General features: G+C 70.5%; 36 protein-coding genes. 31 read left to right on the forward strand and 5 right to left on the reverse strand.

What is annotated here, in order from left to right; genetic code table 11:
- Positions 1 to 5 precede the first annotated feature (5 nt).
- Entirely contained in the window at positions 6 to 1,391 is a 1,386-nt protein-coding gene (locus ACIF8S_RS29165; RefSeq protein ID WP_400003055.1) for an integrase, read from the reverse strand.
- Between the two features lie 411 nt (positions 1,392 to 1,802).
- The gene (locus ACIF8S_RS29170; protein WP_400003057.1) at positions 1,803 to 2,243 is read right to left on the reverse strand and encodes a hypothetical protein; all 441 of its coding nucleotides are present in this window, start codon (positions 2,241 to 2,243) and stop codon (positions 1,803 to 1,805) included.
- A gap of 175 nt (positions 2,244 to 2,418) precedes the next feature.
- Here ACIF8S_RS29170 and ACIF8S_RS29175 point away from each other — a divergent pair, with 175 nt between their 5' ends.
- The 14 genes from ACIF8S_RS29175 to ACIF8S_RS29240 all read left to right on the forward strand — a co-directional run bounded on the left by ACIF8S_RS29175 (position 2,419) and on the right by ACIF8S_RS29240 (position 9,042).
- Entirely contained in the window at positions 2,419 to 2,664 is a 246-nt protein-coding gene (locus ACIF8S_RS29175) for a helix-turn-helix domain-containing protein (protein ID WP_400003059.1), read from the forward strand.
- Between the two features lie 2 nt (positions 2,665 to 2,666).
- On the forward strand, positions 2,667 to 2,948 hold the full coding sequence (locus ACIF8S_RS29180) for a hypothetical protein (RefSeq protein WP_400003060.1): 282 nt from the start codon (positions 2,667 to 2,669) through the stop codon (positions 2,946 to 2,948).
- Positions 2,949 to 3,033: 85 nt separating this feature from the next.
- On the forward strand, positions 3,034 to 3,801 hold the full coding sequence (locus tag ACIF8S_RS29185; protein ID WP_400003062.1) for a hypothetical protein: 768 nt from the start codon (positions 3,034 to 3,036) through the stop codon (positions 3,799 to 3,801).
- A complete protein-coding gene (locus ACIF8S_RS29190) occupies positions 3,798 to 4,085 on the forward strand; it encodes a hypothetical protein (protein WP_400003064.1) in 288 nt (95 codons plus the stop codon). The genes ACIF8S_RS29185 and ACIF8S_RS29190 overlap by 4 nt, the downstream gene beginning before the upstream one ends.
- Positions 4,085 to 4,258: a hypothetical protein gene (locus ACIF8S_RS29195; protein WP_400003065.1), complete on the forward strand. Its 174-nt coding sequence runs from the start codon at positions 4,085 to 4,087 to the stop codon at positions 4,256 to 4,258. The genes ACIF8S_RS29190 and ACIF8S_RS29195 overlap by 1 nt, the downstream gene beginning before the upstream one ends.
- A complete protein-coding gene (locus ACIF8S_RS29200; protein ID WP_400003067.1) occupies positions 4,255 to 4,440 on the forward strand; it encodes a hypothetical protein in 186 nt (61 codons plus the stop codon). The genes ACIF8S_RS29195 and ACIF8S_RS29200 overlap by 4 nt, the downstream gene beginning before the upstream one ends.
- On the forward strand, positions 4,437 to 4,787 hold the full coding sequence (locus tag ACIF8S_RS29205; RefSeq protein WP_400003069.1) for a hypothetical protein: 351 nt from the start codon (positions 4,437 to 4,439) through the stop codon (positions 4,785 to 4,787). The genes ACIF8S_RS29200 and ACIF8S_RS29205 overlap by 4 nt, the downstream gene beginning before the upstream one ends.
- 103 nt (positions 4,788 to 4,890) lie before the next feature.
- Entirely contained in the window at positions 4,891 to 5,280 is a 390-nt protein-coding gene (locus ACIF8S_RS29210) for a hypothetical protein (protein ID WP_400003071.1), read from the forward strand.
- A gap of 127 nt (positions 5,281 to 5,407) precedes the next feature.
- The gene (locus tag ACIF8S_RS29215; RefSeq protein WP_400003073.1) at positions 5,408 to 5,740 is read left to right on the forward strand and encodes a hypothetical protein; all 333 of its coding nucleotides are present in this window, start codon (positions 5,408 to 5,410) and stop codon (positions 5,738 to 5,740) included.
- Positions 5,737 to 6,597, forward strand: coding sequence for a PD-(D/E)XK nuclease-like domain-containing protein (locus ACIF8S_RS29220; protein ID WP_400003075.1), 861 nt, complete (start codon positions 5,737 to 5,739; stop codon positions 6,595 to 6,597). The genes ACIF8S_RS29215 and ACIF8S_RS29220 overlap by 4 nt, the downstream gene beginning before the upstream one ends.
- Complete coding sequence (locus ACIF8S_RS29225) at positions 6,594 to 7,361, forward strand: hypothetical protein (RefSeq protein ID WP_400003077.1); 768 nt, start codon at positions 6,594 to 6,596, stop codon at positions 7,359 to 7,361. Before ACIF8S_RS29220 ends, ACIF8S_RS29225 begins: the two co-directional genes overlap by 4 nt.
- A gap of 84 nt (positions 7,362 to 7,445) precedes the next feature.
- Positions 7,446 to 7,814 (forward strand): hypothetical protein, encoded by a 369-nt coding sequence (locus ACIF8S_RS29230; protein ID WP_400003079.1) that lies wholly within the window; start codon positions 7,446 to 7,448, stop codon positions 7,812 to 7,814.
- Positions 7,814 to 8,062: a hypothetical protein gene (locus ACIF8S_RS29235; RefSeq protein ID WP_400003081.1), complete on the forward strand. Its 249-nt coding sequence runs from the start codon at positions 7,814 to 7,816 to the stop codon at positions 8,060 to 8,062. Before ACIF8S_RS29230 ends, ACIF8S_RS29235 begins: the two co-directional genes overlap by 1 nt.
- Positions 8,059 to 9,042, forward strand: coding sequence for a hypothetical protein (locus ACIF8S_RS29240; protein ID WP_400003082.1), 984 nt, complete (start codon positions 8,059 to 8,061; stop codon positions 9,040 to 9,042). Before ACIF8S_RS29235 ends, ACIF8S_RS29240 begins: the two co-directional genes overlap by 4 nt.
- A 62-nt stretch (positions 9,043 to 9,104) precedes the next feature.
- Here the strand turns inward: ACIF8S_RS29240 and ACIF8S_RS29245 are convergent, their stop codons facing one another.
- A complete protein-coding gene (locus tag ACIF8S_RS29245) occupies positions 9,105 to 9,575 on the reverse strand; it encodes a GIY-YIG nuclease family protein (protein ID WP_400003084.1) in 471 nt (156 codons plus the stop codon).
- A gap of 15 nt (positions 9,576 to 9,590) precedes the next feature.
- Entirely contained in the window at positions 9,591 to 9,791 is a 201-nt protein-coding gene (locus tag ACIF8S_RS29250) for a type II toxin-antitoxin system prevent-host-death family antitoxin (RefSeq protein ID WP_400003086.1), read from the reverse strand.
- 141 nt (positions 9,792 to 9,932) lie between these two features.
- On the opposite strand from ACIF8S_RS29250, the gene ACIF8S_RS29255 reads away from it, so the two are divergent.
- The 17 genes from ACIF8S_RS29255 (at position 9,933) to ACIF8S_RS29335 (ending at position 18,230) form a co-directional block, all read left to right on the forward strand.
- Entirely contained in the window at positions 9,933 to 10,883 is a 951-nt protein-coding gene (locus ACIF8S_RS29255) for a hypothetical protein (RefSeq protein ID WP_400003087.1), read from the forward strand.
- Positions 10,880 to 11,635: a hypothetical protein gene (locus tag ACIF8S_RS29260; protein ID WP_400003089.1), complete on the forward strand. Its 756-nt coding sequence runs from the start codon at positions 10,880 to 10,882 to the stop codon at positions 11,633 to 11,635. The genes ACIF8S_RS29255 and ACIF8S_RS29260 overlap by 4 nt, the downstream gene beginning before the upstream one ends.
- Positions 11,632 to 11,955, forward strand: coding sequence for a hypothetical protein (locus ACIF8S_RS29265; protein ID WP_400003091.1), 324 nt, complete (start codon positions 11,632 to 11,634; stop codon positions 11,953 to 11,955). The genes ACIF8S_RS29260 and ACIF8S_RS29265 overlap by 4 nt, the downstream gene beginning before the upstream one ends.
- On the forward strand, positions 11,952 to 12,260 hold the full coding sequence (locus tag ACIF8S_RS29270; RefSeq protein WP_367470551.1) for a hypothetical protein: 309 nt from the start codon (positions 11,952 to 11,954) through the stop codon (positions 12,258 to 12,260). The genes ACIF8S_RS29265 and ACIF8S_RS29270 overlap by 4 nt, the downstream gene beginning before the upstream one ends.
- The gene (locus tag ACIF8S_RS29275) at positions 12,257 to 12,553 is read left to right on the forward strand and encodes a hypothetical protein (RefSeq protein WP_400003093.1); all 297 of its coding nucleotides are present in this window, start codon (positions 12,257 to 12,259) and stop codon (positions 12,551 to 12,553) included. Before ACIF8S_RS29270 ends, ACIF8S_RS29275 begins: the two co-directional genes overlap by 4 nt.
- Positions 12,550 to 12,780, forward strand: a complete 231-nt coding sequence (locus tag ACIF8S_RS29280; protein WP_400003095.1) for a hypothetical protein — start codon at positions 12,550 to 12,552, stop codon at positions 12,778 to 12,780. Before ACIF8S_RS29275 ends, ACIF8S_RS29280 begins: the two co-directional genes overlap by 4 nt.
- Before the next feature lie 73 nt (positions 12,781 to 12,853).
- Complete coding sequence (locus tag ACIF8S_RS29285; RefSeq protein ID WP_400003096.1) at positions 12,854 to 13,936, forward strand: DNA cytosine methyltransferase; 1,083 nt, start codon at positions 12,854 to 12,856, stop codon at positions 13,934 to 13,936.
- Positions 13,937 to 14,007: 71 nt separating this feature from the next.
- Positions 14,008 to 14,415 carry a hypothetical protein gene (locus ACIF8S_RS29290; protein WP_400003097.1) on the forward strand — a complete coding sequence of 136 codons (408 nt, stop codon included), beginning with the start codon at positions 14,008 to 14,010 and terminating at the stop codon, positions 14,413 to 14,415.
- A 73-nt stretch (positions 14,416 to 14,488) separates the two neighbouring features.
- Positions 14,489 to 14,953, forward strand: a complete 465-nt coding sequence (locus ACIF8S_RS29295; protein WP_400003099.1) for an XF1762 family protein — start codon at positions 14,489 to 14,491, stop codon at positions 14,951 to 14,953.
- Between the two features lie 33 nt (positions 14,954 to 14,986).
- A complete protein-coding gene (locus ACIF8S_RS29300; protein ID WP_400003101.1) occupies positions 14,987 to 15,301 on the forward strand; it encodes a hypothetical protein in 315 nt (104 codons plus the stop codon).
- 61 nt (positions 15,302 to 15,362) lie between these two features.
- Entirely contained in the window at positions 15,363 to 15,848 is a 486-nt protein-coding gene (locus ACIF8S_RS29305; RefSeq protein WP_400003103.1) for a hypothetical protein, read from the forward strand.
- Between the two features lie 58 nt (positions 15,849 to 15,906).
- Positions 15,907 to 16,674, forward strand: a complete 768-nt coding sequence (locus ACIF8S_RS29310) for a hypothetical protein (RefSeq protein WP_400003105.1) — start codon at positions 15,907 to 15,909, stop codon at positions 16,672 to 16,674.
- Complete coding sequence (locus ACIF8S_RS29315) at positions 16,671 to 16,874, forward strand: hypothetical protein (RefSeq protein WP_210637185.1); 204 nt, start codon at positions 16,671 to 16,673, stop codon at positions 16,872 to 16,874. Before ACIF8S_RS29310 ends, ACIF8S_RS29315 begins: the two co-directional genes overlap by 4 nt.
- Positions 16,871 to 17,122, forward strand: coding sequence for a helix-turn-helix transcriptional regulator (locus ACIF8S_RS29320; protein ID WP_359518908.1), 252 nt, complete (start codon positions 16,871 to 16,873; stop codon positions 17,120 to 17,122). The genes ACIF8S_RS29315 and ACIF8S_RS29320 overlap by 4 nt, the downstream gene beginning before the upstream one ends.
- Complete coding sequence (locus ACIF8S_RS29325) at positions 17,119 to 17,379, forward strand: hypothetical protein (RefSeq protein ID WP_400003107.1); 261 nt, start codon at positions 17,119 to 17,121, stop codon at positions 17,377 to 17,379. The genes ACIF8S_RS29320 and ACIF8S_RS29325 overlap by 4 nt, the downstream gene beginning before the upstream one ends.
- A 45-nt stretch (positions 17,380 to 17,424) precedes the next feature.
- Positions 17,425 to 18,060, forward strand: a complete 636-nt coding sequence (locus ACIF8S_RS29330) for a hypothetical protein (protein ID WP_400003109.1) — start codon at positions 17,425 to 17,427, stop codon at positions 18,058 to 18,060.
- Positions 18,057 to 18,230, forward strand: coding sequence for a hypothetical protein (locus ACIF8S_RS29335; protein ID WP_400003111.1), 174 nt, complete (start codon positions 18,057 to 18,059; stop codon positions 18,228 to 18,230). Before ACIF8S_RS29330 ends, ACIF8S_RS29335 begins: the two co-directional genes overlap by 4 nt.
- A 49-nt stretch (positions 18,231 to 18,279) precedes the next feature.
- Here ACIF8S_RS29335 and ACIF8S_RS29340 read toward each other — a convergent pair whose 3' ends face one another.
- Entirely contained in the window at positions 18,280 to 18,552 is a 273-nt protein-coding gene (locus ACIF8S_RS29340) for a hypothetical protein (protein ID WP_400003112.1), read from the reverse strand.
- Positions 18,553 to 18,697: the final 145 nt, after the last annotated feature.

An 18,697-nucleotide genomic window follows, 5' to 3' on the forward strand; every position in this document is an offset into this window, starting at 1 on the left:
CATCGCTAGAGGTCCTTGGCGGCTGTGACCTGCCGGTTCCACCACTCGGCCAGGCCATCTGGGAGAGAACTGGGAGAAGTTACTGCCGTCTCCCACACCGTCTCCCGCACGAAGCGCAAGAAGCGCTCCTGCAACGAGTCCATGATGGACCTCTCCATCCCCGAAGTCACGTTCGCGTACAGGCCCTCCACGCCCGCGACCTCATGGCCCATGCGGCTCTCCGTCGCGATCCGGCTGTGCCCATCCTCGTCGATCCACTCCTTGTGGCCGTGACGCAGGAGATACAGCCGCTTGCCCGCGTAAGGCGTCGCCGGGATCTCGGCGACGGGCCGGCGGGAGACGACGGTCTGCTGCTGCCCGAGGCGCGTCCGCTCGAACTCCTTGGATGCCTTACGTCCGTCGGCGATCGGACGCCAGTAGTGGTAGGTGAAGTTGGCGTTGGCGAGCAGGCCGCCACTGATGGCCCGGAAGACGTGCTCGCCCTCGTGGCTCTTCAGGAGGAGTTCCAGAAGCTGGGACAGGAACGGCGGGAGCACGAGGGAGCGCCGCGACTCGTACTTGGGTGGGAACTCCTTTAGGACCCCCTTCTCCCGCTGGTGCTGCCACTGCACACGAATCGCGGGCATCAGGTCAGGCCCGTACCGATCCAGGTCTTCGGCGTGCCGCTCCTCGCGGTCGTCCTCGTTCGGGTCGTCGAGCGGGTCGGAGGCGGGCCAGGCGGGGTGGCAGTAGACGCGGCGCAGCGCGTAGAGCTCGGCCGGGCGCATGCCGGTGGCGGCCATGGTCCACACAAAGACGAACCCGTCCAGGCCCCAGAATGTGAGCGCGTTGCACGCCAGCTGGTGGACGTCCTCGATGCGCATCTCCCGCTTGCGCTCGCGCGGCTTCTTCTTGTACCGGCCGCGCCGCTGCTTCTTGCCCTTTGGCACGGGGGAGGTCCGGCGCAGCTCGTCGTCGACGGCGTCGTCCATGAGCATGCTGAAGACGGTGAGGATCTCCTCGCCGTACTTCTCGCCCACGTTGGGCAGTTCCTTCAGCTGCTTCTTCCAGGCCCGGTAGGTGGAGGGCTGGACGTCGGCAATGGCGGTCTCGCCCCAGCGGGGCACGATGTAGAGCCGCAGCATGGACCGGATGGCTTTCTCGCGCAGGTGCCCGACGTCGAGGGTGTCGACCCAGGTCCTGGCGTATTCGCCGATGGTGACGGCGCCGTCGCGGCGGGAGATGTAGGCGTCGTTGCGGATCTCGGCTTCACGGTCCAGGCCGTAGTTCCTGGCCGTGACCTCGTCGGTGAAGCCGCCCTTCTGGTCATAGATCCACCTGCCGCGTTCGTCTTTCTTGCGGGTGTTCCATACGACCCGGCAGGTGTTCCCGCGCCACTCGACGTAAGCCACGTTGTCCCCTGTCGTGCTTGCGGGGTGGCCGGCACGCATCCCTGCTGCCGGCCCCACCGCTGCGACTACGCGTGCTTGCCGACCACACAGGCCCGGCAGGCGGCGCAGTCGCCTCCTTGACGCGTTATCAGGTCTCGCACGGCGAGTCGTGCTTCTTCGTCGTGCTCAACCCGAGGCGTCGCAACACACACGAGTCTCCCATCTACCGTCCCCCGGAAGCCGTTGAAGTCGGGCCCCAGGTCGATGGTGAGCAGTTCGTGCATGGGCTCCCCCTTTCGGGTGAGAGGGAACCTCCCAAGTGCTCACCGATGCTGCCACGTTGACGGTCAGTTGTGACCATGTTCGGTGTAAGTGACATGGGTGTCGTAGGTAACAAATGTGTAACCGGAAAAGGTTGTGCGGCAACCGTGATCAATCTCGATCATTTTCGGTAAGGCGCCCGCGCTTCACCAGCTCTTCCACTACGCGCCGCTTGAGCTCGCGGATCTCGACCGACGTGAGCGAGTCGCTCACTGACACGGCGGCGTCCTGAACGGCGGCGGCCACATCCTCGGCGAGGTCACCCTGGCGGACAGGGGAGACGGCGGCCCCTGCCCATTGGGCCTCGACGACGGTCGGTTCGGCGCCGTGGAGGACGTCCAGGCAACTGCCTCGCGCCCAGCCGATGACGGGTTCGATCTTCCCGTAGGTGACTGGTCGTACCGGCTTGCCCTTTTCGATCTGGCTGTAGGTGTTGATCTGGATTTGGGCGCCGCGGGCAACGTCGATCTTGTTCAAGCCGAGGCTGGAGCGCCGCTGGATTACCAGTGTGGCGAGCCTCTGAAGTGCGCTTTCGTCGTATGGGGGTGCCATGACGCACATCATCGCAGGGACTCTCAGGAACAGCTAGGAACACTTGGGTTTCTGGCCTGAACCTTCACCTGCGCACCCCTCAAACTGTGATCTTCGCGGGTCGTTAGTGCGAGTTTCTGCATGTTACTAACAAGTACGACTAGCGGAAGCTCGTAGAAACACGTAGATTCTCTGCATGGCAAGAACCCCAGCCACCTACCTGGTGCACGGGCCATCGCTCCGCAAGCAGCGCAAGAGCCTCGGCCTCACCGTCCAGCAAGCCGCCGCCCGAGCGGGCATATCCCGCAGCTACCTCCAGCGGCTGGAAACAGGCACCCGGGAGCGGATGGGACCCCCGCGCTACATCCGGCTCCGCACAGCCCTCAACGCAACCGACGACCAGCTCTCACCCCCACCAGAAGAGCTCCAAGAAGGAAGGTGAACATGTCCACCCCCACCCCCGACACGGTCGACATCGGCGAACTGATGCGCCGCGACGGCTACCGGGACCCGAAGGAAGCCGCCCGCGCCATGGGCGTCGGCCACCGCTGGCTCCTCGACGGCCTGAACCGTCACGGCTTCCCCCACACCCGCATGGGCCGCTCCAAGTGGCTGAGCGAGGACGACATCCGCGAGATCCGCACCCTCTGCGCGATCCCCGCCGACCGGTCGAAGATCGCCCGCCTCCGCCGCACACAGAGCAAGCCGGCCCGCGTCGCCGCCTGAGCGGCAGTGAGGCCGACCCCGCGCCTACGGGACCGGCCTCGGCAATCCCCATCCAGAACACGCAACGAAAGGGACCACCGTGTCCATGATCTCACCTCAGACCGACACCGCGGCCCGCTTCGCCGCTGACACCGCCGGCCACCAGATGACCGTCCTCCACGACGACGGCCTGTACCGGCACCTGCTGTTCCGCGACCCGCAGCACTCCTTCTACTGGTTCGAGCTGATCACCACGCCCGGCCAGCTCGTCTTCTCCGGCGACGGCGACAGCTACGTCTTCCGCCGCACGACGGACATGTTCGAGTTCTTCCGCTCCGGCATCTACCGCGACGGCTCGCTCAACATCAACCCCGGCTACTGGTCCGAGAAGCTGACCAACAGCCGCGACGCCGCCACCTCCTACAGCGAGAAGCTGTTCGAGGCCGAGGTGACCGAGACCCTCACGGCCGTCGAGGATGACTACCCCGGTATCGCTGCGGCCTGGGCCGAGCACGTCGCGTCGGAGTTCAACACCGAGTACGAGGGGGAGGCGCTCCGAGCCCTGTCCGAGTTCCGGTTCGGCGAGGCGTACCTCGCCAAGTGCTCGGCGTGCGACTGGGGCTTCGAGGCCGACGCCTACACGGTCGCCGCCGCGGAGGCCCGCAGCCACTGCCGGAAGGCCGGCGACAAGCACACGGCCCCGGTTCGCGACCTGACCTTCACCTTCTCCGACATGGGGGAGATGCGGCTTCAGGACTTCGACTGGTGGTTCCTGTGGGCCTGCCAGGCGATCGTCTGGGGCGTCGCCCGCTACGACCGGGTCCGCACCTACGGCCTGCAGAACCTCGCCGCCCGGAAGCAGGTGGCGGCATGAGCGACCTGACGCCGTTCGACGAGTACCCGCTGGACGAGTTCGACCGCGTGACGTCCCGCGTCCGCATGGTCACCCCGCTGCAGACGATGTTCGCGCAGGCCGAGGAGGAGCTGCTGTCGGCCCGCCCCGAGGGCTTCACCCCGGAGGACATCGGCCGACGCGCCTGGGAGTCGCTGCCCGAGGCGGAGCGCGACACGGCCTGGGCCGAGCTGCTCTACACGTACTGGGAGGCCATCGCGGCCGACCGGGAGACGTGGGGCCGCACCGACGAGGCGGTGTCGTGATGGCGTCGCCGACGCGGCCGGCGGATGTGGTCGAGGAAGCCCTCGCCCGCGTCTGGACCGAAGCCCACCGCGAGTTCGGCCCCGACGAGAAGCAGTGGACGCCCGGCCAGGTCCGCGAGTACCTGCTCCGCCTCGACGCCGCCGAACTCGACCCCGGCTCGGTCGCCTTATGACCGCCTCGCTGGACCTGCCGCCCACCCCGGACGGGGCGGACCCGGTGATAGTGCCCGGCCTGCTTTCCGGCCTCGGCATCACACCCCGACCCGTCCCCCGCTGGATCACCGACCCCGACCTCATCGCCTCCATCCAGGCCGGGCTCATCGACATCGACGACGCATTCCTGGGGGACCAGTGACCACCACCATCACCCGCACCGACCTCATCCAGGTACTGGAGAAGGCCGCCGCGATCATCGGCCGTAACGGCCTGTGCAAGCGGTACCTGTACGACACGCGGCAGGCCGCCACCGGCATGCCCCTCGCCGACTGCCGAGTCGACGTCATCGGCGCCCTCAACACGGCGGCGCACGGCACCCCCCGCTACGGCGGCAGCCCCATCGTCGCCGCCGCCGAGGAGCTCCTGCGGCAGCACGTCGACGCGGCATCGGTCGTCGCGTGGAACGACCGGCCCGGCCGGGACAAGGACGACGCCGTCGTCCTCCTCGCCACGGCCGCCGCCCAGCTGCGGGCGGAGGAGTCGTGATCTACATAGCGCCGCTACTCGGCGCCGGAACGGTCTTCCTGCTCCTGGCCGGCGAACTCATCGCCGACCACATCACCCGCAACCAGCCCGACCAGGAGGACTAGTGAGCCTCGCCGACCTGCTGCCCGTCCGCCTGAACCTCCGGCCCGCACGCAAGCACCGGGCCATCGACGAACTCGACCGGCAGCGCGCCCTCCGCGCCGGCGCCGACCTCCTCATCAAGGGCCTGCGTCTCCAGCTCGACGAGCAGGAGCGCCGCCACATGGAAGTCATCGCCCGCATCGACGCCCGCCACGCCGAGATCGTCGAAGGGCTCGAGCGGCAGGTCGACGAACTCGAACACCGCCTGAACATCGCCTCACAGGCCGAGTCGGCGGCGGCAACCACCCAGGAGATCCCCATCGAGGAGATCCGCCGGCACCTGGTGATGCCGCTCCACGAGTCGCCGCTCGCGAACCCCGCGCACGTGCCCGCCTGGGCCCGCCGCGACTGACCGACAACCGCAGACCGGCGGCCGCGTCGAGCCCCCACTCCGCGACCGCCACCAGGGCCGCCAGCCCCCTCCAACCCCCAGGTCCGGGGCTGGCGGCCCCCACCAACCACACCCGCAGGAGAACCACATGCACACCAGCAGCCCCAGCATCCCCGCAGACGTCGCCTCACACGTCCTCTTCCACTACGGACACCGCGGCATCCCCGCCGGCGACTGGACCGAGAACCTCATCACCCTCATCGCCCGCGCCGACATGGCCAACAAGGCCAAGCTCACCGCCGCGTACCCCGACTACGCGGGCGCCGTCCTCCTCGCCCAGCACGCCGACAACGGCATCGAGGTGCTGAAGGACATCGCCGCCGGCCGCTGCACCCGCTGCAAGCAGGACGACGGGCCCATCGCAGACGGCAACCTGTGCGAGCCCTGCGCCACGCCGATGCCCCTGGACGGCGTGGCGTGACCAGCACCACTGAGGTGGAGGCGCCGCGGATCGTCGACGGGCTGCCCGCCGACGAGTACCACGCCGACACGACGTCGGTCTCCTCGTCCGGGCTGCGCGCACTCCTCCCGCCCGGCTGCCCCGCCCAGTTCAGGTACGACCGCGACAACCCGCCCGCGTCGAAGAAGGAGTTCGACCTCGGGCACGCCGTCCACACCGAAGTCCTCGGCGTCGGCGAGGAGATCGCCGTCCTCGACTTCGACAACTACCAGACGGTGAAGTCGCAGAAGGCCCGGGACGCCGCCCGCGCCAAGGGTCAGGTGCCGCTCCTGCGCCACGAGTACGAGCAGGTGCAGGCCATGGCCGCCGCCGTCCGCCAGCACCCGCAGGCCGGCCCCCTCTTCGCCGGACAGGGCATCGCCGAACGGTCCATGTACTGGACCGACCCCGCCACCGGCATCCGCTGCCGCGTCCGCCCCGACTGGCTGAAGGAACTCCCCGGCCTGACCCTCGCCGTCGACCTCAAGACGACGAAGGACGCCAGCCCCCAGGCCGTGCAGAAGGCCATCCGCGACTACGCCTACCACCAGCAGGACGCCCTCTACACCGACGGCATCTGGGCCTGCATGCAGCCCGAAGACGTCCGCTTCGTCTTCGTGTTCGTCTCCAAGACCCCGCCCCACCTGATCACCGTGCGGGAGCTGAAGGACCAGGAGCGGGAGATCGGCCGCGCCCGCAACGAGCGCGCCCTGCGCATCTACGCCGACTGCACCGCCAGAGGCGAATGGCCCGACTGGACCGGGCCCGTCACCGAAATCCCCCAGATCGGCCTGCCCGCCTGGGACGTCATCCGCCAGACCGAGGAGTACATGCAGTGACCGGAAACGAGATCGCCCACCGAGACGAGCAGCAGGCCGTCGCCACCACCCCGGCCGGCCCGCAGCCGACCGACGGCAGCACCGCGCTCATGCAGTGGGCCCAGGAAGCCGACCTCGCCTACCAGATGGCGCAGAAACTCGCCGCCACCTCCTTCGTCCCCCAGTCCCTCCGCGGCAAGCCCGGCGACATCACCGCCGCGATCCTCGCCGGCGCCGAACTCGGACTGAAGCCCATGGCCACCCTCAAGTCCATCGACGTCATCCAGGGCACCCCCGCCCTCCGCGCGCACGCCATGCGCGCCGTCGTCCAGAAGCAGGGCCACGAGATCGAACTCGTCGAGTCCACCCCCGAGAAGTGCGTCATGCGCGGCCGCCGCAACGGCTCCGACAACTGGCAGACCGTCACCTGGACCATCGAGCGCGCCCGCCAGATGGGGCTCCTCGGCAAGGACCAGTGGAAGAAGCAGCCGCAGAACATGCTCGTCGCCCGCTGCACCGGCGAGCTGTCCCGGCTGATCGCCTCCGACGCCCTCCACGGCATGCCCTACGTCAGCGAGGAGCTGGAGGGCACCACCACCGGCGAAGTCCTCCCGCCGAAGAAGGCGCCCCTCTCCGTGGCCGCCCTCACCGCCCCCACGCCCGAGCCGCAGCCCGCGGTCGACGAGCCCGCCTACAGCGTCGCCCGCGACGACCAGCCCGGCGGCTGGGACCAGAACGCCATCGACGACTCCGTCGACTGGACCCCCGAACCCGACCAGCAGTAACCGCCCGCCGCCGGGGCCCGGCCCACCCCAAGAGGGCCGGCCCCCGGCACCACTCCACCACACCACACCGTGAAGGAGCCGACCATGGCCCGCAAACTCTCGCCCGCCGAGCGCCTCGCCTCCGCCGAGAAGGACCTCCGCCTCGAGGAGATCGCCGACCAGTCCTCGTGGGACCAGTTCCTCGTCGAGCAGGCCGTCTTCCACTACGGCCAGCGCCACGACGACTTCAGCTGCAACGACCTGCGCGACGTGCTCCCCGAGCTGGGGCACGGCTTCCTCGGCGCCGCCATCAACTCGCTGCGCACCGCCGGGATCATCGCCCACACCGGCCGCATGGTGCCCTCCACCCAGGCCAACACCCACGGCCACCGCATCAGCGTCTGGGAACTCACCGACAAGGGCCGGGCCATAGCCGACCAGCGCGCCGCCCGAGCACAGCGGAGGGCCGCCTGATGCAGGACCGCTTCCTTGACCTGCTCCTGGTCTACGGGCCCGGCTTCGCTGTCTGCGCCCTCGCCTGGCTCGCCCGCCAGACCTACCGCAGCACCCGGCACCACCTCCGCCGCGCCAACCGCCAGATCGACGACGCCCTCACCCAGCCCGTGCCCGCCGCGGCCGACAACCAGCCCGTCACCGACACCGACCTCCTCGACACCATCACCGCCGCCTGGAACGCCGACACCCGGAAGGAGACACCGTGACCACCGCCAAGCCCCTCCCGCCGCACGGAACCTACGCCCGCGGAAACGGCAGCCCCGGCCGGCGCCCGCCCTGCCCCTGCCCGCCCTGCCGCGAAGCCAAGCTGAAGACCCGCAAGCGCCTCAACGTCGCACGGCAGCTCGGCCGGGCCGCGCGAGTCGACGCCACCGCCGCACGCGAACACCTGCACAAGCTCCGCGTCACCATGTCCTGGAGCCAGATCCAGGCCACGACCGGATGCGACGACCGCGGCCTGCAACTCCTCATCAGCGGCCAGCGCACCGAGATCAACCGCACCACCCAGGACAAGATCCTCGCCGTCGCGCCGGGCGCAGAACCTAGCCCCGGCATGTACATCGACGCCACCGGGCCCCGGCGCCGTCTCCAAGCCCTCTCCGCGATCGGCTACTCCGGCCGCCAGATCGCGCAGCGCATCGGCACTGCGGAAGCACGCATCCAGAAGATCGCCAGCGGTGTCCAGCCCACCGTCCGCTACGGACTCGTCCGCCGCATCAACAGCCTGTACGACCAGCTGTCCCAGACGCCCGCCCCCGCCGGCCGGTCCCGGACGCGGGTGATCCGACACGCACTCGACAACCACTACGCGCCTCCCGGCACCTGGGACGACGACACCATCGACGACCCGAACGCCCACCCGGAATGGACCGGGCACTGCGGCACCGACCGCGGCTGGTGGATCCACCAGAACCAGCAGCTGCCCACCTGCGCCCGCTGCGAGCAGGCGCACCAGGCATGGCTCGCAGCCCACGCCCACCTCGACAACCGGGCCTTCAACCAGGCCAAGTTCCGGGCCCGCGCCGAGGCCTCCCAGCGCGAAGCCGCACTGGCAGCCGACGCCCGCGAACTCCTCAGCCTGAACGTCCACATCGAGCAGGCCGCCGAACGGCTCGGCGTCACCAAGAACCACCTGCAGCAGGCCATGAAACGCCACCCCGCAGCCGCCACCGAACTGGCTGCCTGACCGCACGACAAAGGCCCCGCCACACGGCGGGGCCCAGCAAGAAGAGAGGAGGAGGGGAGATGTCAGTCGTCGGACTCGGCCGGCACGGCGCGTTCGCCGAGCGCCTCAAGAGCGCGCTCGTAGAAGTCCATGGGGACGAGCGCGGCAATGGGGCGGCGCGCCTTGGTGCGATCGACCACGACGAACGTGGTGTTGAGGTAGCGGACCTGAGCGCAAAGCTCCGTCACGTTGGACCGCAGCTCACCCATCGTCCTCTCCTCCGGACTCAGCTCGCGCGGGCCGGGGGCCCAGGGCGAGCCGCTCACGTTGTGCCTGGGGCGCTCGGCCTTGATGGCCTTCGACTCTGCCGCCAGGGCCAGGGTGCGCGTGTCGTGCCACTCGATGCTCTCGCTGGCTACGTCCCGCCACCACGGCGAGCTGTTCCTGTGCGAGGCGAAGCGCTGCTCAGTGTCGTAGGTGATCCCGACATACAGCAGCGCGCCGTCGGCATCGAAGAACCGGTACAGCGCGGTGGGGTGGTCGTCCAGGTACACGCGGAGTCTCCTCGGTCAGGCCGGGGAGTCGTTGCCCTCCGGCTGCTTCTTCGCCTCGATGGCTTCCGCGTCAGGCACGGGGACGATCGCGGCTACGCGCCGGCCGCGGCTGGTCACGTAGGTGACGCGGCCGTAGACGGCGGTCTCGTTGACGACGTCGGACAGCGACGCCCGCAGTTCGCGGATGCCGATCTCAGCGCTTGTGTTCGCAGGCATACACCCAGGGTAGCTGATGGACACCTGCGTACCCAAGTGTACACTAGTGGACACGAAGAACCGCCCTGAAGAGAGGCGTGATCACGCATGCCCAAACACCTTCAGACCTCTTCCGACCAGCAATAACGAGAGAAGCCTTCTATGCCATGGGTCAAGCTCGACGACCGCTTTCCTTCCCACCGGAAGATCGCGCTGTTGTCGGATCGGGCGTTCCGGCTGCACGTGTCCGCGATCTGCTGGTGCGCCGAGAACCTCACCGACGGGCGTATCGCCGACCGTGAGCTGGCCCTCGTGACCCGCGTGCGGGGCGTCAAGGCGACCGCGAAGCAGCTCGAGGACGCCGGCCTGTGGGACCGCACCGAAGACGGGTGGGTCATCCACGACTACCTCGACTACAACCCGTCCCGCGAACAGGTTCTGCTCGAGCGGAAGAAGAACGCCGAACGGCAGGAGCGGTTCCGGCGCCGCAAGAACGGCAAGCCGACCCCGCCCAACGACAGCGACCGTAACGCCCGTAGTAACGGCGTTACGCGAGACGACGAAACGCAGAACAGCGACACGACGGAAGCACGACGGCGACACGACGGCGACACGACGGCGACACGAAGCAGTGCCGTTCAGAACGAAGAAGCCCAGGCCAGCGAAGTTCGTAACGGCGTTACTAACGACGCCCCGACCCGACCCGACCCGAACCCCATATCTATGGCTGATGTAGATGGGGAGAGTGACGGTAGTAGTGCAGCCGAGCGCGACGCCTTCGGCGCCCTCTCCCCGATCGACAGCGACGGATGGGCCCTCGGCGACGGCCTCCGCCGCTGGGTGCTCAACACCTTCGGTGCAGGCATTGACGCCGACTACGAAGCCGCCCAGTTCCTGAGCCACTTCCGTTCCACCGGCCAGACCCGCCGCAACTGGAACGACGAGTTTCAGAAGTGGGTCCGCCGCTCCGCGAAGTTCGCGTCCGAGCGCGCCGCCCGCCCCTCGAACGTCATCGCCCTCCCCAACGGCCAGCAGCTCACCGGCACCGACGCCAAGGTCGCCGGCTGGATGGCCATCGCCGAACAACTCCGCCAGGAAGGAGACCTCGCGTGAACGCCGAAGAAGCCGCCGCGCTCCTCGCGCACTGCTCCGGATTCGACAACCGGCAGCCCTCCCTCGCAGCCGCCAAGTCCTGGGCTGCCGCCCTCGCGGACGTCCCGTTCGACCAGGACACCCGCGACGCTGTCGCCGCCTACTACACGACCCCGCCGCAGAACCCCAACGAGCGGCTGTGGATCCTGCCCCACCACGTCCGCACCCTCCGCGCGAAGATCCGCAACGCCCGCCTGGAGAACTTTCAGTACGAGCCGCTGCCCGACGAGACCACCGCCGAGTACCTCGCCCGCTACCGCGGCCAGGTCCAGGCCATCGCCTCCGGCCGCATAGCCGCCCCCACCAACCGCCCGGCGCTCGAGGGCGGACCGTCCCGCGAGTTCATGGCCGAGCTCGAAGCCCGCGGCTGGCAGGGCAACCGCGCGGTCCCCGACAGCGACGACGATCCCGCTGCTGAACTCGCGGACACGGTGCGCCGGTCCGGGCCGCTGGGTGTCGTCTGCCCCGCGTGCAAGGCGGAGATCGGCTTTCCCTGCAAGTCCAGCCACGGTACGAGGAAGCACCCGCTCGGCCGGCCCCTCGCCAAGCCGCACACCGCCCGCCTCCGGGCCGCCGCCGGTGAACCGCAGCAGACCCCGGAGGAGCGGGCTGCCGAAGAGCAGCGGATCCGGGAAGCGTCCGCCCGCGCGCTCGCCCGCCTGCAGGCCGAGCAGGAGATCCACGACGCCGACATCGTCGAGGAGGCGTCGTGACCGCCGACTGGGAGCCCGACGTCGAGGACGTCAAGGCGATGCGCGCCGAGGGTGGGGGCGCCGACCTGCGGGCGTTCATGCGGCAGCAGATCGCCGCCGGGAAAGCCCGCCGCGACCCCGCACCGCCACCGGCCGCGCCGCGGCCGCCCGGACACCGGCCCGGCGCCTGGCCCGCCGGCACCCACCCGCCCGGCCGCCCGCCCGAATGGGACCTGCCGCCCGCCGTCTGGGAGGCCGCCGTCCGCCACTACCGCAACACCGAGCACTTCCCCGACCAGCCCTGCGACTGCGGCAACTGCCCGCCCAAGGAGACCCGATGACCACCCGCCAGCCCGCCGCCTCCATGCCCGAGTCGATCCGGCACACCCTCCGCGCCAAGCAGCACCCGGCCCGCGCCGTCGCCTGCCCCCACTGCGGGGCCGCCGCCCACCGGCCCTGCGTGCTCCGCACCCGCAACCAGGTCATGACCCAGCCCCACCCGCAGCGGGTATCCGCGTGGGCGCAGACCGTCGCCTGCTGCCCCGAGTGCCAGGTCGAGCCCACCACCCCCTGCCACGACGAGGGCCGCGCCCGCTTCACCGTCCACGCCCGCCGCTACACCGAAGCCGAGGAGACCGCCGCATGAACGTGATCGTCTGCAGGGCCAGGTACTTCACCATCCGCCGCATCTGGTCCTGCCCCACCTGCAAGACCCGCCGCCGCATGGTCTTCCACGACGAGGCCTGGTACGGCACGACGATGACCTGCTGTCACTGCGGCGACAGCTGGCAGGACGGCGAGCTCTACCCGCGGCCCAACCACCGCGGCTGGCGCAAGGAGGCCGCCGCCAAGGCGACCGCCGAGTGGAACGCCGCCGGCCCCTACGACCGCGCCGCGCACCGGGCCTGGCTCGCCGCCGAGACGGGAGTCGACCTGTGACCCCCTACGAGCGGCTGATGGCGGAGGCGGTCCCGACCGGCACCTTCGGCCGCGCCCGCCCCACCACCCAGCAGCATGCCGAAACGGCGCCCGCCTGGACGGCGGAAGAGCAGGCCGCCCACCGCGCCGAACTCCTCGCCGCCCTCGCCCCCGCCCGCCCCCGCCGGCCGAAGCTCCGCGTCATCGACGGAGCCGCGGCCCGCACCAGCCGAGAGGACGCCGCCTGATGTACCGCCACGACGACGAGCTCACCCTGATGGACTGGTTCTGCGGGGCCGGTCTGCGGCTGGGGGTGGCCGCGTGATCGTCGACCTGTTCGCTGGCCCCCGCGGCTGGTCCGAGGGCCTGCGCCTGCTGGGCCTCACCGACATCGGCCTGGAGCTCGACACGGACGCCGTCCGCACCGCGAAGGCAGCTGGCCACGCAACAATCCAGTGCGACGTCACCCAGTACCCCACCCGCCCCTTCGCCAGCCACATCAAGGGCCTGAAGGGCTCCCCGGTCTGCACACCGTTCTCGGCTGCGGGCAAGCAGGGCGGGATCGTCGACCTGCCGCTCGTCTACCAGGGCGTCCACGACCTGGCACACGGACGCGACACCCGCGCACAGTTGGCCGGCGCGTGCAAGGACAGCAAGTCGATCCTCGCGGCCGAGCCCATGCGCTGGCTGCACGACCTGCGCCCTGAGTGGGTGTGCCTGGAGCAGGTGCCTGCCGTCCTTCCGCTGTGGCAGCAGTACGCCGCTATCCTGCGCAGCTGGGGATACAGCGTCTGGGTGGGCGTGGTGAACGCCGCCGACTATGGCCTGCCGCAGACCCGGCGCCGCGCCATCCTCATCGCCTCCCGCGTCCGGCCGGTCACCGCACCCGAGCCCACGCACGGCGAGAACACCGACACCGACCTGTTCGGCATTGCCCGCCTGCCGTGGGTGTCCATGGCCGACGTCCTCGGCTTGGAGCCCGGCCTTCGAATCAACACCCGCGGCGAGCGAAAGACGCAGGGCGGCAACGAGTTCCCATGCGATCAGCCGTCGTGGACGCTCACGGAGAAGGCCCGCTCCTGGTGGGTGCTGCGCCAGGGCAAGCGGTCCAACGCCACCGTGCGGCGCCTGGACCAGCCCGCCGGGACTCTCGTCGCCGGCCATGCCCGACACGACTTCCAGTGGGTCAAGGTCGACGGCCGCGACGACCTGGAGAAGCGCCCCCTGCTCCTCGCCGAGGCCGCCGTCCTTCAGGGATTCCGCGCCGACCATCCGTTCCACGGCAGCGAGTCGAAGCGGTTCCTGCAGATAGCCAACGCCGTCCCGCCGCTGCTGGCCGCGCACATCGTGTCCGCCGCCACCGGCATCCCCGTCCAGGCGCCCGCCGACCTGGCCGCCGCATGACACGGCGCACCGGCTGTCCCTGCCGCTAACAGGGACAGCCGGCCATCCGATCCCACCAGAAAGGCACCACCATGACCAGCAGCCCCGAGCAGCCGCGCCGCGCAATGACCATGCGGGAGATCCGCGAAGGGCTCGGCCACGTCCAGCCCGGCCAGCCCGAGCCCTACGTCCAGGCGACCGGCTACGTCGTCTCCTGCCTCCCGGAAGGCCACACCGACCGCTGGACCTTCACTGTCCAGGTCAAGTACGCGGGCGGCGACCGCTGGTCCGTCCGGCACGGCCTGCGGCACTACAGCGTCGACGGCGCCTGGGAGTACGAGCCCGACCACGGCGAGGACGACGCCGCCGAGGCCGCGTGGAAGCAGGCCCACACCTTCGACCACGACACGGCGCTGTGGATCGCCCGGGAGGTCGCGCCGTCGCTGACGTACCGCGGCTACACCGTCGCCGACGCCCTCGCTGAGCACCGCACCCCGTGAACGCAAGGACCGGCCGCCCCGCGGCTATCGGGGCGGCCGGCCATCCGATCCCACCACACGAGAGGCAACGCGCATGACCCTGCACCTGGTGCCGGTCCGCTTCCGCGACGCCGCCGCCTACGTCGCCATGTGGCACCGACACCACCCGCCGCCCGTCGGCATGGTCTTCGCCGTCGGAGCAGCCGACGACACCGGCACCCTCCGCGGCGTGGCCATAGTCGGCCGGCCCGTCGCCCGCCTGTACGACAACGGCCAGACCCTCGAAGTCACCCGCGTCGCGACCGACGGCACCCGCAACGCCTGCTCCCTGCTGTACGGCGCCTGCCGCCGCGCAGCCTTCGCCCTCGGCTACACGCGGCTCATCACGTACACGCAGGCCGGAGAGACCGGCGCGAGCCTGCGGGCTGCTGGCTGGCGCGTCCTGGCCGAGCGCCCGGCGCGCCCCGGATGGGACCGGCCTTCCCGCCCTCGCCACGCGACCGGCACCGAACTCATCCCGCGAACTCTGTGGGAAGCCGACGAACCCGCCTCCGCCTGACCGGCCATCCGATCCCACCAGAAAGGCACCACCATGACCACCAGCCCCGCCGTCCGGCCGTTCGCCGCCGAGCCCACCGAAGTCCTGCGCACCGCTCTTGGACTCGCCACCCGGCACGCCGAGCAGGCCGCCCGCTTCCGCCCCGCCCAGCCCGACGACGCCCTGCCTGCCGTCGTCGGCCTCCTGCGGGCCGAACTCCAGCACCGCGAGGGGACGCTGCTCCCGCCGCCGGAAGGCCCGGAGTACACGCCGTGCAGCAGCTGCACGCACATCGAGCCGGACCACCAGCCGGACGCGGGCCGGTGCCTGCTGTGCGACTGCCTGAGCTACGACCCCGCCTCTGCCTGACCCGTCCGGCCGCCCCCACCACGGGGCGGCCATCCGATCCCACCACACGAGAGGCACCACCATGACCACCACCCTCACCGCCGTCCGCGGCCTCACCATCAAGCAGCCCTGGGCATTCGCCATCGCTGAGGGCTTCAAGACCGTCGAAAACCGCAGCCGACGCACCAACTACCGCGGCACGCTCCTCATCCACGCCGGTGTCACCGCCGATCGGACTGTTCCGATCGTCCGCTACAGCCGAGACGCAGCCATCCGCTTCGACGAGCTCGGCGGCTCCGGCAACTTCTGGGACGCCCGCAGGCTGGTGCCCAGCGCTTTCTACAAGCCTCAGCCCACCCTTGCCCTCGCCGCAGTCATCGCCACCGCGCAGCTCGTCGGCTGCCACGAGGCCGCTGACGGCTGCTGTGCGCCTTGGGGGTTCGCGGATCAGTGGCACTGGGAGCTCGCGGAGGTCCGCCCTTTGCAGAGTGCAGTGGCTCGGAACGGTGCGCTCGGCCTGTGGAAGCCGGACGCCGACCTCCTCGCCGACGTGACCGCCTCTGCCTGATCTGACCCGTCCGGCCGACCCGATAGCCGCGGGGCGGCCCCACCACCCGGAGACCACGATGACCCACCAGACCCAGCCCATGTTCGGCGTCGACGGCTGCACCTGCATCCCGTTCACCCAGCAGACGAACCCTCCGCGCCACCTGAAGCCGACAGACACCATCGACATGATCAGCGGCTGGGAGCGGGGCCAGGACTGCCCGCACCACGCGCCCGCCGCTGTGTCTGCTGCCGTGGCCCCACCCACCAACCGGGCCGCACTCCGCGATCGCATCGCCGCCGCCATCTACGAGTGCAACAACCCGGGCTACCAGTGGGCGGACGCTCACCCGGACGACCGGCTTGCCTACGGCTTCGACGCCGACGCGGTGCTCGCGGTGCTGCCGACCACCGACCGGACCGCCGTCCTCCGCGAAGCCGACTGGATCGTCGAGCACTGCCCCGACCACGGATGCGTCGAACCCGCGACCGAGGTCTGCCACTGCGAGATCGCCGACCGGCTGCGCCGCATGGCCGACGAGACGGCAACCGAGCCGCCCCAGCCGTCCCTGCGCGAACGCCACCGGGCCGCATGGCACGCACTCACCCCCGACCAGCAGGCCGCGCGCCTCGCCGAACTCGACACGCCCGACGAACCCGCCGCCGAGACGCAGCAGGACGAGACGGCAACCGAAACGCCCAACGTGTACCTCACCACCCCATGCGACGCCTGCAACCACACCCTGAACTGGCACAGCAGCGGAGAGACCGGATGCACCGTCCCGCGCTGCGCCTGCGCCCGCTACTACCACGCCGCCGGGGCGCGGCAGGACGGAGCCGAGACGTGACCCGCCCGGCCCGTATCCGCCCCGCCCTGTCCGAGTGGGCGACCGACGTCCTCCGCCGCTGCTACCCCGGCGAACTCCCCGAGGGGGTGCTGGACCGGGCGGTGCGGATGCTCGCCACCGCCGACGGCAAGCTCACCCCCGACGGACGCGTCAAGCGCGGTGTGGGCGGGCGACTCCCGCGGCAGGGAGGCCGGCCGTGAGGGGGCTGACCGTCCGGCAGCGGCAGACGCTGCTCCTCGCGGCGGCCGGCAACACCAACGCCGGTATCGCCGTCCGGCTCGGCATCCACCCCGACACCGTCAACCGGCATCTCAGCGAGACGTACCGGCAGCTCGGCGCCCGCGACCGCACCCACGCCGTCGCCCTCGCGATCTACCACGGACACATCACCCTCGCCGACCTCACCGCCATCGCCACCGCCAACCAGACGCAGGAGGCAGCCGCATGACCGACCAGGAAGCCCCTGAGGGGCCGCAGGAGCGCCCGGAAGGGGGTCCGGCGGGTCTCGGTCCGTCCGAGCCGCTGACGGGCGCTCAGGCGGGCGCTGACAGCCTCGCGCACTCCTGCACCAACTGTGAGGGCGTCGACCCAGACACCTGCCTCATCAACCCCGGCCGACACCTCCACCTCCACAACGCCGGCCCGACCGTTGCCGAATGCGCCGAAGCCGACCGGCTCTGGCCCCTCCAGAAGCACGGCGAATAGCCACACCGCCCAACCCACCGCACCACCGCACAAGGAGCCGCCGTGATGTACGACGACGCACCCGCCCCGGCCTGCACCATCTGCCACGGGAACCTGTACGAGAACGAACTCGGCCACCAGGCCTGCCGTCCCTGCACCGACCGCGTCGACCTCAACCTGCGCGCCCTCGCCGGGCCCGACGGCCTGTACGCGCGGCTCAACCGCAGCCTCCGCCCCGGCAGCAGCAGCGGCGGGCCCGTCGTCTCCGGCAGCCGCACCGCCCCCCTGCCCGTCCGCCTCGAGCCGCTGTCGTTGGCGGCCCGCGGCGGCGTCGTCACCATCCTCCAGACGTGGCTCGTCGACTGGCACGAGACGCTCGGCTACCGGCACCCCCGCTGGGAAGGCGACCTCCAGCAGCAGTGCGACCAGGCCGTCAAGCGGCTCCGCGTCCTCCTCCCGTGGGCGGCCGAAGCCCACGGCGCCTTCGACGAGTTCTTCCGGGAGGTCGCCCAGCTGCGGCGGCAGTGCGAGACCGCCACCGGCGGTGAGAAGCCGCCCCGGCGGATAGGCGTCCAGTGCTCGTGCGGGCACACGCTCCGCGTCACCCTCGACACCGCCGGCATCCGCTGCCCCGCCTGCTCCACCCAGTACGGGCACTCAGAAGCACTCCGGCTGCCCCTCGCCGAAAGGAGAGCCGCGTGATCCTCGCCAGCATCGCGTTCGCCATGGCGACCATCGCCCTCGCCTACGCCATCCGCACCGCCCGCCAAGCCAGACGGCTGACCAGGCGGACCTACGCGGACCTCTACCGTGCCGCCATCCACACCAGCGGCGCCAACTACTACCGACGGCACGCCAACGCCAAGCACTGAACAGCGAAGGGCCCCGACCGCATCCAGCGGTCGGGGCCCTTCGCTGCGCTCAGGCGCGCGACACCTCGAGTGGCGCCGGCACCGGCGGAGCCGACAGGCCCAGGCCCTCGGCCAGCAGCATCCGCGCCGCCGTGTCCCGCTCGAACTCCGACCGGCCGACCGGCATCGACAGGATCCGCGAGCCGTCCCGGCGCTCGACCAGCGCGCCGAAGAAGCCACGGTCGGAGATCGCCGACTCCACCAGCTCCACATCGAACGCGGCCAGCAGCTGGGGGAGCGGAGTATCGAGCAGGTTGAGACGAGACTCCTGCGCTACGCTCATGACAGACCTTCTCTCTGGCGAGGGATGGGCTACAGATCAGCGAGGTGATGACTCGCTGGTCGAACCGGCCGGGCGGGTGATGACCGCCCGGCCGTTCGCTTGTCCGGACGCTAGTCCAAGTTCGTGATCAGAATGTCGGGCCGTC

Source organism: Streptomyces sp. NPDC085937 (assembly GCF_044540535.1).
Taxonomy (GTDB): domain Bacteria; phylum Actinomycetota; class Actinomycetes; order Streptomycetales; family Streptomycetaceae; genus Streptomyces.

What these genes read in the sequence shown, in the direction of transcription:
- ACIF8S_RS29230 (WP_400003079.1), top strand. Translation starts at nt 7,446, where the DNA reads ATGGCCCGCAAACTCTCGCCCGCCGAGCGCCTCGCCTCCGCCGAGAAG.
- ACIF8S_RS29295 (WP_400003099.1), top strand. Translation starts at nt 14,489, where the DNA reads ATGACCCTGCACCTGGTGCCGGTCCGCTTCCGCGACGCCGCCGCCTAC.
- ACIF8S_RS29310 (WP_400003105.1), top strand. Translation starts at nt 15,907, where the DNA reads ATGACCCACCAGACCCAGCCCATGTTCGGCGTCGACGGCTGCACCTGC.
- ACIF8S_RS29170 (WP_400003057.1), bottom strand. Translation starts at nt 2,243, where the DNA reads ATGGCACCCCCATACGACGAAAGCGCACTTCAGAGGCTCGCCACACTG.
- ACIF8S_RS29175 (WP_400003059.1), top strand. Translation starts at nt 2,419, where the DNA reads ATGGCAAGAACCCCAGCCACCTACCTGGTGCACGGGCCATCGCTCCGC.
- ACIF8S_RS29200 (WP_400003067.1), top strand. Translation starts at nt 4,255, where the DNA reads ATGACCGCCTCGCTGGACCTGCCGCCCACCCCGGACGGGGCGGACCCG.
- ACIF8S_RS29185 (WP_400003062.1), top strand. Translation starts at nt 3,034, where the DNA reads ATGATCTCACCTCAGACCGACACCGCGGCCCGCTTCGCCGCTGACACC.
- ACIF8S_RS29250 (WP_400003086.1), bottom strand. Translation starts at nt 9,791, where the DNA reads ATGCCTGCGAACACAAGCGCTGAGATCGGCATCCGCGAACTGCGGGCG.
- ACIF8S_RS29340 (WP_400003112.1), bottom strand. Translation starts at nt 18,552, where the DNA reads ATGAGCGTAGCGCAGGAGTCTCGTCTCAACCTGCTCGATACTCCGCTC.
- ACIF8S_RS29305 (WP_400003103.1), top strand. Translation starts at nt 15,363, where the DNA reads ATGACCACCACCCTCACCGCCGTCCGCGGCCTCACCATCAAGCAGCCC.
- ACIF8S_RS29300 (WP_400003101.1), top strand. Translation starts at nt 14,987, where the DNA reads ATGACCACCAGCCCCGCCGTCCGGCCGTTCGCCGCCGAGCCCACCGAA.
- ACIF8S_RS29235 (WP_400003081.1), top strand. Translation starts at nt 7,814, where the DNA reads ATGCAGGACCGCTTCCTTGACCTGCTCCTGGTCTACGGGCCCGGCTTC.
- ACIF8S_RS29190 (WP_400003064.1), top strand. Translation starts at nt 3,798, where the DNA reads ATGAGCGACCTGACGCCGTTCGACGAGTACCCGCTGGACGAGTTCGAC.
- ACIF8S_RS29180 (WP_400003060.1), top strand. Translation starts at nt 2,667, where the DNA reads ATGTCCACCCCCACCCCCGACACGGTCGACATCGGCGAACTGATGCGC.
- ACIF8S_RS29270 (WP_367470551.1), top strand. Translation starts at nt 11,952, where the DNA reads ATGACCACCCGCCAGCCCGCCGCCTCCATGCCCGAGTCGATCCGGCAC.
- ACIF8S_RS29290 (WP_400003097.1), top strand. Translation starts at nt 14,008, where the DNA reads ATGACCAGCAGCCCCGAGCAGCCGCGCCGCGCAATGACCATGCGGGAG.
- ACIF8S_RS29275 (WP_400003093.1), top strand. Translation starts at nt 12,257, where the DNA reads ATGAACGTGATCGTCTGCAGGGCCAGGTACTTCACCATCCGCCGCATC.
- ACIF8S_RS29215 (WP_400003073.1), top strand. Translation starts at nt 5,408, where the DNA reads ATGCACACCAGCAGCCCCAGCATCCCCGCAGACGTCGCCTCACACGTC.
- ACIF8S_RS29330 (WP_400003109.1), top strand. Translation starts at nt 17,425, where the DNA reads ATGTACGACGACGCACCCGCCCCGGCCTGCACCATCTGCCACGGGAAC.
- ACIF8S_RS29325 (WP_400003107.1), top strand. Translation starts at nt 17,119, where the DNA reads ATGACCGACCAGGAAGCCCCTGAGGGGCCGCAGGAGCGCCCGGAAGGG.
- ACIF8S_RS29255 (WP_400003087.1), top strand. Translation starts at nt 9,933, where the DNA reads ATGCCATGGGTCAAGCTCGACGACCGCTTTCCTTCCCACCGGAAGATC.
- ACIF8S_RS29195 (WP_400003065.1), top strand. Translation starts at nt 4,085, where the DNA reads ATGGCGTCGCCGACGCGGCCGGCGGATGTGGTCGAGGAAGCCCTCGCC.